The sequence below is a fragment of the uncultured Bacteroides sp. genome, assembly GCF_949298305.1.
Classification (GTDB): Bacteria; Bacteroidota; Bacteroidia; order Bacteroidales; family Bacteroidaceae; genus Bacteroides.
In genome coordinates, this window is the sequence record NZ_CASFWU010000101.1 from 1 (window position 1) to 11296 (window position 11296).

Annotated in this window: 7 protein-coding genes and 1 pseudogene; 5 read left to right on the forward strand and 3 right to left on the reverse strand. The window is 57.3% G+C overall.

The window, feature by feature from the left end; all coding sequences use genetic code 11:
* From Q1Y74_RS12005 to Q1Y74_RS12015, 3 genes and pseudogenes are all read right to left on the reverse strand, one after another.
* Positions 1-1458 (reverse strand): DUF4980 domain-containing protein (locus Q1Y74_RS12005; protein ID WP_300814556.1); only part of this gene is annotated, 1458 nt, incomplete at its 3' end.
* A 265-nt stretch (positions 1459-1723) separates the two neighbouring features.
* Positions 1724-4038, reverse strand: a pseudogene (locus Q1Y74_RS12010) (TonB-dependent receptor).
* 856 nt (positions 4039-4894) lie between these two features.
* Positions 4895-5074: a hypothetical protein gene (locus Q1Y74_RS12015; protein ID WP_300814557.1), complete on the reverse strand. Its 180-nt coding sequence runs from the start codon at positions 5072-5074 to the stop codon at positions 4895-4897.
* 261 nt (positions 5075-5335) lie between these two features.
* Between Q1Y74_RS12015 and Q1Y74_RS12020 the strand changes: the two genes are divergently transcribed.
* The 5 genes from Q1Y74_RS12020 to Q1Y74_RS12040 form a co-directional block, all read left to right on the forward strand.
* Complete coding sequence (locus tag Q1Y74_RS12020) at positions 5336-6589, forward strand: GTP-binding protein (protein WP_300814558.1); 1254 nt, start codon at positions 5336-5338, stop codon at positions 6587-6589.
* Positions 6590-6626: 37 nt separating this feature from the next.
* Positions 6627-7790 carry a DUF1343 domain-containing protein gene (locus Q1Y74_RS12025; protein WP_300814560.1) on the forward strand — a complete coding sequence of 388 codons (1164 nt, stop codon included), beginning with the start codon at positions 6627-6629 and terminating at the stop codon, positions 7788-7790.
* 209 nt (positions 7791-7999) lie between these two features.
* Positions 8000-9451 (forward strand): sodium:solute symporter, encoded by a 1452-nt coding sequence (locus Q1Y74_RS12030; protein WP_300814561.1) that lies wholly within the window; start codon positions 8000-8002, stop codon positions 9449-9451.
* 42 nt (positions 9452-9493) lie between these two features.
* Positions 9494-10957 carry a glycosyltransferase family A protein gene (locus Q1Y74_RS12035; RefSeq protein WP_300814559.1) on the forward strand — a complete coding sequence of 488 codons (1464 nt, stop codon included), beginning with the start codon at positions 9494-9496 and terminating at the stop codon, positions 10955-10957.
* A gap of 42 nt (positions 10958-10999) precedes the next feature.
* On the forward strand, positions 11000-11296 hold a 297-nt coding region (locus tag Q1Y74_RS12040; protein ID WP_300814562.1), incomplete at its 3' end, for a DUF4922 domain-containing protein.

The following is an 11296-nucleotide window of genomic DNA, read 5'->3' on the forward strand; positions in this document are numbered from 1 at the left end:
TTTGCCCGGGGTGATGTCCATTTCCAGTTCGCAAGCGCCTTCGGCACCGGTAGCCAGCGGGCTGACCAGATGTTCGTCGGCCAGGGTGAAGTCGTTGACAGGTGTAGTGCCTTTGCGCAGGCCTTCGGTCTCCTTCACGGCATTGGCAGCCATGTAGATTTCACCATCCTTGGTGTAGAGTGAAAGCTCGCGAGGCAGGGCATTGGCACCGCGGTACTGACGGATAGGGGTTACGTTGGCATACTGCCAGTTGCTCATCCAGGGAACTGCGATGGTGCGGTCGCCCGTGTTTGAGAAGCAGACGGTGGCATAGTGGTCTTTGCCGAAGTCCAGCCACTTGGTGACGCTCTTGTCCGTGTCGCACTTGAAATCCTTGCCGTCGAATTCGCCCACGAAGTACTCCGTAGCGCTACCGCCGAAGGGGCAGCCGGGGTTGATGTTGACAATCATCACCCACTTCATGTTGTCCTTGTTGCCATCGACAGGCAGCTGTACAAAGTCAGGACATTCAAACTGGTTGGGCTGTACGCCGTAGCCTTCGCCAAACTGGCTGAGGTATTCCCAGTTCTTCAGGTCGGTGGACGAGTAGAAACGCATGTTCTTGTCCGCCGAGACAATCATGTACCACTTCTGTGCGGGTTCGTACCAGAAGACTTTCGGGTCGCGGAAGTCCTTCAGTCCGTCGAACGGGGTCAGGATGGGGTTCTTTTCGTACTTGGTGTAGGTGCGGCCGTTATCGTTGCTGTAGGCCATGCACTGTATCTGTCCGTGCTCGTCGCTGGCCGAGGTGTAGAAGGCAATCATGGCGTCCTTGCCGTAGCCGGCGCTGTTGTTCTTGTCGACAACGGAGCTACCCGAGAAGATGTGTCCCAGCGTGTCGCGTGCGATGGCGGGGTCGAGGTGCTCCCAGTGGATGAGGTCGCGGCTGACGGAGTGTCCCCAGTGCATGTTGCCCCACTTCGAGCCGTAGGGGTTGTACTGGAAGTACAGGTGATATTCGCCGTCTTTGTAGACCAGACCGTTGGCGTCGTTCATCCAGCCATAAAGCGGCGTGTGGTGATAGACGGGGCGGTAGTAGTCGGTATTGGTAGTATCGAAAGTGTCGGCCAGGCGGATGCTGTCCCAGCAGATGGCGTTGGCTGCCACACGGCCGATGGTCACAGTGGCTTCCTTGGCTCCCTGCGGCAGGGCGAAAGGCACGTAATACTCCACGCTGTCTACAGCCAGACGCACGTCCATCGCCATGTCGGCAGGGCTGCCGGTATCGAGTTTCACCTTGCTCTCGGCACACGATTCCTGAATGGGGAGGATGAGGTATTTCTTGGGATTGCTGATGTGAACGATGGTGAGTGTATCGCCCTGATGTTCGAGGCGGATACCGTTGTTCTGCGGCTGGCAGGCGCTGAGTGCGGCAACCGTTGCCAAAGCCATTGTCAGATGATTGAATTTAAGTTTCATGGTTACAATATCTGTTTTATACGTTTAAAGATACGAATTAAAATGTTATCCTGAAAGAATCTGTCTGCCTTAAAAAAGAATGGAAGGAGAAACGCTATGAAAGAATTATACAGGTTATTCCTGTCAGTTCTTCCCCCGAAGGGAAGAATCAGGAATCGGGAAGCCTAACCTATTGCTTCGTCTCCCGTCGCAGGAGGAATGATTCATTTAAAAGACGGTCTGTGTGTTTCCTTCACTTTCCGGCTTCCCGATTCCTTTTAGGGTTTCAGAACTTCAGGCTGGCGCTGAATTCTACGGTGAACGGACGGATGTAGCTACCTGCCATCACATGTCCGGCATACTGTCCAGCATCTTCCTTTTCGATAAGTTCGGCACCGGCGATGCTGCCTTTAGCACCTGTCTGGTTCAGGAAGTTGACTACGGTACAGCCCAGGGCAAGTTTATCGTTTACCTGCCAGTTCAGTCCGCCGAAGGTTTCCCAGCGGCCGTTGAAGTAGTAGGCGTCGTTGATGTTGGCGTAGGTCTTGCTGAAGTAGCGGAAGCTGGTCCAGATTTTCAGGTCAGGAGTAATCATGTAGCTGGGGTCGATTTCGACGATGACCTGCGGAATCTCGGCTACGATGTTGCCCGTGGCATTGATTTGGCCCACATAGCCGTCGGAGAAGGTGACGGAAGTCTCGTACTTCTTGTAGGTCGGCTTCTGGTAGGTGAAGAGGAAGTGCAGGTCGAATCCCCCAGTGTCTGGATGTCGTAGGTCAGCGGGGCGGCCATGATTTCGGTCTGACCGGCGGCTGTCTTGTGTTGCAGGTTCAGCGTAGAGTTGTTGTTGGTCTTCGAGATGTAAGAGAACAATGAAGTCAAGCTCAACCACTCGTTGTTGTAGTAGATACCGGCACGTCCCAGGGGAACGGAAATCTTATCGGTATTGGGCAGTGTGGCGGGAGCAAAGTTCTCGATCTTCGGGTGCTGGGTGATGTAAGTGAAATCACCTGTCAGTCCGAACTGTCCGGTCAGCTTATAAGTAGCGGCGGCAGTCAGGGCGTAGTTCAGCCAGTCGTAGCTCATGGGCGTGGGGGCAATCTTAGTGCCGTCGGCAGCAGTAGCACCCAGGTAATAGTCGGCGAAACGGCCTACATAGTTACCCTCGGCATTCTTCACGGCTGCATTGTCGCCACGCAGGGCCTGATATTCCAGACGGGCACCGTAGTACAGGTTCAGCTGGTCGGTTACGTCCCAGTCGTGGGTGAAGTAAAGGGCTATCTTGTTTTCGTGTCCCTTGTAGTATTCGGATGCATTCTTGTTGAAGTCGTAATAGTAACCGTTTCCGGCATAGGTGCGGTCGGCGTAGGTAGCATAGTCGGCATTGTAGAGGCGTACGGGGTAACTGCCGTCGGTAGGTACAGACTGGTCGTACATAGTGGTGGCCGATGCGTAGTCGATGTCGTAGTACCACTCGTTCAGTCCCAAGCGCCAGGTGCTGTTACCAGCTTTGCGCGACAGCTCGGTGGTGAACATGAAGGAGTCGATGAACCCGCGGTTCAGGCACGACATGCGGCTCTGTACGTATTCGCCGGTATAGGGCTTCATGCTTCCGTCGGCTGTTTCGTAGAGGTAGTTGATGCCTGCCTCGTTGCGGTCGAGCGACATGGGTGTCTGATAGACGCACGAGCCGGTAGAGTGGTCATATTTCAGGATGGTGCGCCAGTTCAGTCCGTTGTCCCACGTATAGTTGTTCATCAGGGTGAACTCGCTGCCCTTGTTCTGCACGGCGTCGTAGAGGTTGGTCTTCACCACCTGGCCGGTGCGCATGTCGCGATAGACCATCTCGTTGTCCATCGGCAGGTAAGAGGTCGTTCCGAGGGCAAACTGGCCGAACTCCTTCACACTACCATCGCCCACGTAGACGAAGGGGGCCGACTGGGTGGCGTACATGTAGACGGGATGGCTGTTGCTGTAGTGATAGATGGCAGTCAGTTCGCCGCGTCCTTCGTTGTACTTCTTGGTGAGGGCGAACTTATAGATCTGTGTGCGGTCCTGGAAAGGAGTCGATTTGATTTTGAACGTTCCCGGGTCGAAGTCCTGATAGATGCTTCCGCTGTAGTACCAGTCTTTGGCGATGTCGCCGTTCAGGTTGAGCGAGAACTCCTGCATGCCGAAGTGGTTGCTCTTATAGTTGAGTGTTCCGTTGAATCCTTTTTGTCCGAGTTGGGTGAAGGAGTTGACGGCGTAACCGATGTTGCCGGTCGTGATGGCCGTTTCCGAGATTTTCAGCAGTCCCACGTGGCTCAGGCTGGCGTCGGCTCTCCAGAGTGCATTCACCGAGTGGGGATTAGTAGCGTAGGTGACGGGGATGCCGTTCTCCAGCACGTTGACGTCGGCCGAGGGGAGTCCGATTTGGATTTCGCGCGGGCCGTTGGCACTGGCGGCGTTCAGCATGACGTTGCGGTTGCCTTCCTCCTTGCTGGAGCTTTCCGTCTGCGGCTGTTCTGAAGTCTTTTTTTCGTCTTGCGCGAAGGTGTTTCCGCAAGTCAGTCCGAGCAGCACCAAAGCCGCTGCGGCTCGATAGCAATAATGTCTCATACCTGTTTTCATGGTATCAATTTTATTAGTTAATACTGAGTTTCTTTTGCATGCAGCGCTTGGTTTCCGCTGCCGATGCAAATGTAGACGCGCCGCTGAAAACAGGCTGAAAAATATGTTTCATCCCCTGTCAATAGGGTTACATGCAACATTTCTGGCAGCGAATGTAACATTTCTGCAAGCGGCACGCCGCAAAAGAAGGGGCACCCAGGCATTGGACAGGAACAGGCCTGCCCCCCTGTGCGTCTGCGCGGAACCCCTGCACGGTCTGACGCCGCCGTCAGCGCCTGCCTCCAACCGGCCCGAGGAAATCCGTTGGCGGAATGCGGGAAAAGGAGCTTTCACGTTCCACCGCCCTGTCGGGAGGTGTCGGGCGGCGGGTACCGGAGCATCCCCCTGCTGCGGGCGTGGAGACGGGGCGGAGGAGGCATCATGTAACGTGGAGAAAAGTGGAAATGTAACATGGAGAAAAGTGGGATTGTCCCGCGGGAAGTGACAGTTGGTGCATTGGGGACGTGAAACAAGGGGCGGCGGGACGACGGGAAGAAAGCAGGGTGAAACAATGGCGTGAAAGCCATGTTTCACTCAAAGCGCCTGAGAGACTGATGCTTGAGACATTGTGAAGGCGTGAAGGATTTCCCGGAGAAACAGATAAACAGGAGGTGTGAAACAGATGCTGTCTGCGGTGGGTGCCTGCACGGCGTTTGGTGGACACTTGCAGGACGTTTACTCCGTGCAAGCATCCGCCACGGACAATGCAAGCATTCACCGCGGACAATGCAAGCATCCACCAAACACCGTGCAAGCGTCTACCAAAGGGGATAAAGAAAAGGAACTACCAGAAGCGGAGCAGGAGCTATCCGCCTTTTGCCGGATAACGGCACCGATGCCAAACGGACTGCCAGCCGCTGACGGTGCCCGCCTCAGACGAGAAGGCGGCGCCTATCTGGAAGACACGGCGCGGGCCGGCGGAATATTCGCGGGCATAGCCTTCCTCACGGATTTGCCGGATGGCCTCATCGGCCGTACCGACCACGGGGACGGCCCAGGAAGTTAATCCTGCCTCCGTGTGTCACGGCCATAAATCAGGACCGTTTGTCCACGCAGACATATCCTTCTTCCATAATCTGGTCAAAGCTCTGTATTCCGATGGGGTACTTCACAACTGCATTTCTCCTTATTGATGATCAGTGGAGGCAAATATAAACGATTTATACGAAGATTGACGCGGGCTGCCAAGAACAAAAGTTGAAAATTAGCACTATCTTTGTGGGCATAACCATCCTTGAATAAAGAAATGAAAGAAAAAGAAATTCCCATACTGCTGCTTACGGGATACCTGGGCAGCGGCAAGACAACTCTGGTAAACCGCATCCTGGCCAACCGGCGGGGCATCCGCTTCGCCGTCATCGTGAACGACATCGGCGAGGTGAACATCGATGCCGCCCTCATCCAGAAGGGGGGCGTGGTGGCGCAGAAGGACGACAGCCTGGTGGCCTTGCAGAACGGCTGCATCTGCTGCACGCTGAAGGCGGACCTGATTGAACAGGTGTACGAACTGATGCGGACCGGGCGCTTCGACTACATCGTCATCGAAGCCAGCGGCATCTGCGAGCCCGAACCCATCGCACAGACGCTCTGCTCCATTCCCCGTCTGGGCGACGCCTACACGAAGTATGGCATTTGCCGCCTGGACTGCATCGTCAGCGTGGTAGATGCCCTGCGCCTGCAAAGCGAATTCGCCTGCGGCGACAGCCTGACGCAAAAGAAACTGAATGAAGAAGACATTGAGAACCTCATCATCCGGCAGATTGAATTCTGCAACCTGATTCTGCTGAACAAGGCCTCTGAAGTGTCGCCCGAGGAACTGGGACGCATCAAGACCATCATCCGCACCTTGCAGCCTTCGGCCGAAATCATTGAGTGCAACTATGCCGACGTGGAACTGGACAAGCTGCTGGACACGCATCTGTTCAACTTTGAGCGAGCCGCCACCTCGGCCGGCTGGATTCGCGAGATTGAGCGTCAGGTGACCGAAGAGGAAGAGCGCGAAGCCCATCTGCACGGACATGCCCACGAGCACGAAGAACATTCCGGCCACGAACATCCCGACCACGAGGAGCACGAAGAAGGCCACCACCATCACCACCACCACGACCACGACCACGAAGGCGGCGAAGTGGAGGAGTACGGCATCGGCACCTACGTCTACTACCGCCGGCCGGCATTCGACATCCACAAGCTGGACCGCTTCATCGCCACGCGCTGGCCGCGCAACATCATCCGTGCCAAGGGCGTGTGCTACTTCAGCCACAACCGCGACATGTCCTACCTGTTCGAGCAGGCCGGCGTGCAGAAACAACTGACCGAAGCCGGATTGTGGTATGCCACCGCTCCCGAAGAAGACCTCATCGAACTGATGAAGCAGGAGCCCGGCCTGCTGCGCGACTGGGACGAGAAGTACGGCGACCGGATGCAGAAGATTGTCTTTATAGGCCAGCACCTGGACCGCGAGCAACTGGCCCGCGACCTGGACGAATGCCTGGAATAGCCCTCAACAACCCGATGCGCCTATGAAAAACCGGATTATGTACAGCTGCCTGCTGATGGCTCTGCTGATGTGCCTGACCGCCCGCGCACAAGAAACAGCGCGGGTGATACTCGGCAACGAACGTACCGCAGAATACTACCCCCTGCTGAAGGGCAAGCGTGTAGCCCTCTTCGGCAATCACACCAGCCTGCGGGGCGACACCCACCTGCTCGATGCCCTGCTGGCAGACAGCATCCGCGTGGTGGCCGTGTTCTCGCCCGAACACGGCTTCCGCGGCAAGGCCGACGCAGGCGAAAAGGTAGGCAGCAGCGTGGACAGCCGCACGGGCGTGCCCATCCTCTCCCTCTACGACGGTAAGGACAAGCGCCCCTCGGCAGCCTCGATGAAGAAGTTCGACGTGCTGCTGGCCGACATTCAGGACGTGGGCTTGCGCTTCTATACCTATTATATTACGCTCTGCCGCCTGATGGATGCCTGCGCCGAATACGGCAAGTCCGTCATCGTGCTGGACCGTCCCAATCCGAACGGCCACTACGTCGACGGCCCCTTGCTCGACATGAAGTACAAAAGTGGTGTAGGCTGGCTGCCCATTCCCGTGGTGCACGGCATGACGCTGGGCGAACTGGCCCGCATGGTGAACGGCGAAGGCTGGCTGCCCGAAGGGCGCACCTGCCGCCTGACCGTAGTGCCCTGTCTGAACTACACCCACCAGACACGTTACGACCTGCCCGTGCCGCCCTCGCCCAACCTGCCCAACATGAAAGCCATCTACCTCTACCCCTCGCTCTGCCCGTTCGAGGGGACGGTGGTCAGTCTGGGCCGCGGAACGGACAAACCCTTCCAGATATACGGTCACCCCGATATGAAAGGCTATTCCTACAGCTTCACCCCGCGCAGCGTGCCCGGTGCCAAGAATCCGCCCCTGCTGGGCAAACGGTGCCACGGCGCAGACCTGAGCGGAAAGAGCGACGAAGAGCTCCGCCGCGAAGGCCTCAACCTGACCTACGTCATCGATGCCTATCGCAACCTGAACATCGGCGACCGCTTCTTCACCTCCTTCTTCGAGCTGCTGGTAGGTACACGTTACGTACGGCAGATGATTGAGGAAGGCCGCAGCGTCGAGGAAATCAGAGCACGCTGGATGCCCGACGTGGAACGGTTCAAGGAGCAACGCCGCCCCTATCTGCTATATGATGAATAACAGTCAGAAGTTACAGGAGATTAGAGGGAGTTATCGCCCGCCCAGGCGGGCATGGGAATTAAAGCCGATAGTTCAAGTATATGCCCGGCATACTTTCCACAAAGGTATTGGCTTAACTTCTTAACTCCTTAACTCCTTAACTACAACTATTAATAAACTTACAAAACTTAAGTAAACAATAAAAAGTACCCCACATGTCACCCATATCCATGTCTCCCTTATTCGTACTGCTTACTCTCGCCGCCTACTTTGTCATCCTCTTCACCGTCTCCTACCTGGCCGGACGCAAGGCCGACAATGCGGGCTTCTTCACCGGCAACCGCCGTTCGTCGTGGTACGTTGTGGCGTTTGCCATGATCGGCGCCAGCATATCGGGCGTCACCTACGTCTCCGTGCCCGGCATGGTGAAGGACAGCGGCTTCGGCTACCTTCAGATGGTGCTGGGTTTCATTGCGGGGCAGTTCATCATTGCCTTCGTACTCACGCCGCTGTTCTATCGCCTGAATCTCGTTTCGGTCTATGAATACCTGGAAAGCCGCTTCGGACGGGCATCCTACCGCACGGGGGCATGGTTCTTCTTCCTCTCGAAGATGCTGGGAGCTGCCGTGCGTCTGATGCTGGTCTGCATCACCCTGCAGTTGCTCGTCTTTGGTCCCTGCGGGTTGCCCTTCGTGCTGAATGCCGCCCTGACCGTGGCATTGGTCTGGCTCTACACCTGGCGCGGAGGCGTGAAGTCGCTCATCTGGACCGACTCGCTGAAGACGCTCTGCCTGATTGTGTCCGTCGTGCTCTGCATCGGCTACATGGCTTCAGGGCTCGGGCTCACGCTGGATGGGGCTGCGGAAGCCGTCATGTCCAGCGAACTGTCGCGCATCTTCTTCTTCGACGACCCGAACAACCGGCAATACTTCTTCAAGCAATTTCTGGCAGGTGTATTCACCACCATTGCCATGAACGGGCTGGACCAGGACATGATGCAACGCAACCTGAGCTGCCGCAACTCGCGCGAGTCGCAGAAGAACCTGCTGACCAGCGCCGTGCTGCAGTTCTTCGTCATCCTGCTGTTCCTGATGCTGGGCGTGCTGCTCTACCTCTTTGCCGAAAGTCGCGGCATCCGGGTGGAGAAGAGCGACGAACTGTTTCCGCTGATTGCCACCGGCGGCTACCTGCCCGTCGTGGTGGGCATCCTCTTCATCGTGGGACTTACCGCGTCGGCCTATTCGGCGGCGGGCTCGGCACTGACGGCACTCACCACTTCGTTCACGGTGGACATCCTGGGCATCAAGGGCAAGACCGAAGCCGAAGTCGCCCGCCTGCGCCGCAGGGTACACGCGGGCATGGCGGTGCTGATGGGCATCGTCATCGTGGCCATCAACCTGCTGAACAATACCAGCGTCATCAACGCCGTCTATACATTGGCCAGTTATACTTACGGACCCATCCTCGGCCTGTTTGCCTTCGGCATCTTCTGCCGACGCAGAGTGCGCGACCGCTACATCCCGCTGGTGGCTCTTGCCTCGCCCGCACTGTGCTACGTGTTGCAGCGCAATTCCGAGGCGTGGTTCGGCGGCTACCAGTTCAGCTACGAACTGCTGATATTCAATGCGCTGTTCACCTGTTTGGGGCTGTGGTTGGTGAGCCTGCCCCGGAAGAACGTATAAAGAATGATCCATTATTCTACTATATTTTACTTATTACAGACTATGAACATCGATTGCTACCTCCTTAGTACAGGAAACAAAGACATAGAACAGACCGTCAGCGGCCTGAAGGCCACAGGACAGGTCGCACAAATCAACCTCATCGGCCCCAACGTGCCCGCGGGCCTGAAGAACGGTTACGGCATGCTGGAAACAGAAGTCCCCTTCAGCAGCCGGGTGATGCAAACCATTGCCCGAAGCGCACAGGCACCCTACACGCTGCTCTACACCAAGGACACCGCCCTCTGCCTGGGCATGTTCGCCCTGGAGCGTATGATGCGCATCCTGGAGGACAGCGGCGCGGGTATGGTCTATGCCGACCATTATCAGCTGAAGGAAGGCCGCCGACAGACAGCTCCCGTCATCGACTACCAGCCGGGGTCGCTGCGCGATGACTTCGAATTCGGCTCCGTCCTGCTGCTGCGCACCGACGCGCTGAAGGAAACTGCCGACCGCATGACGTCCGACTATCGCTACGCCGGCCTGTACGACCTGCGCCTCAAGCTGTCGCAACATCATCAGCTGGTGCACATCAACGAATACCTTTATACGGAAGTGGAGACCGACACCCGCCTGAGCGGCGAAAAACAGTTTGACTACGTCGATCCACGCAACCGCGACCGCCAGATTGAGATGGAGGCTGCCTGCACCGAACACCTGAAAGAGGTGGGTGGCTATCTGAAACCGGAGTTCGAGTCCGTGGCCTTCGACGCCGGCGACTTCGAGTACGAAGCATCGGTCATCATCCCCGTGCGCAACCGTGTCCGCACCATCCGCGACGCCATCCGCTCGGTGCTGTCGCAGCAGGCAGACTTCCGCTTCAACCTGATTGTCATCGACAACCACTCCACCGACGGCACCACCGAGGCCATTGACGAATTTGCTGCCGACGAGCGCCTCATCCACCTCGTCCCCGAACGCGACGACCTGGGCATCGGCGGCTGCTGGAACGTGGGTGTGCACCATCCCCGGTGCGGTAAATTCGCCATTCAGCTGGACAGCGACGACGTCTACAAGGACGAACACACGCTCTCGACCCTCGTGCGCGCCTTCTACGAGCAACAGTGCGCCATGGTGGTGGGCACGTACCTGATGACCGACTTCCAGATGAACCCCATCCCGCCCGGCATCATCGACCACCGCGAGTGGACGCCCGACAATGGCCGCAACAACGCCCTGCGCATCAACGGTCTGGGAGCGCCCCGCGCCTTCTACACGCCCGTGCTGCGAGCGATAAAGGTGCCCAACACCAGCTATGGCGAGGACTATGCCCTGGGACTCGCCTTCTCGCGCCGCTACCGCATAGGCCGCGTTTACGACGTGATTTATCTGTGCCGCCGCTGGGAGGGCAATTCCGATGCCGCCCTCGACATTGCGAAGCAAAACGCCAACAACCTCTACAAGGACCGCATCCGCACCTGGGAGTTACAGGCACGCATCGCACTGAACAAACAGCAAAAAGTCTGAAGCTATCAGCCAACAATTCAAGAAATATAGCCCATGAGTACTCTGAACGAAAACATACGCCTGCTGACCGAGCAGCAACTTGCCACCTGGGAGACCGCCCGCCGCAACTACGAGGCCCTCGCCCACGTGCAGCTGAAGAAGGTGGACGTGCGGGGCGTGCGCTACCGGGTGCAGTTCAACCCCGCACGCATCGTTTCGTCGGCCGCACGGGTGGACGACCGCTCGCTGCGCGAACGCCGTTGCTTCCTCTGTCCCGCCAATCGTCCGGCCGAGCAGCAAGGCATCCCCTTCCGCGGGCACTACCAGCTGTTGCTGAACCCCTTCCCCATCTTCCCCCGC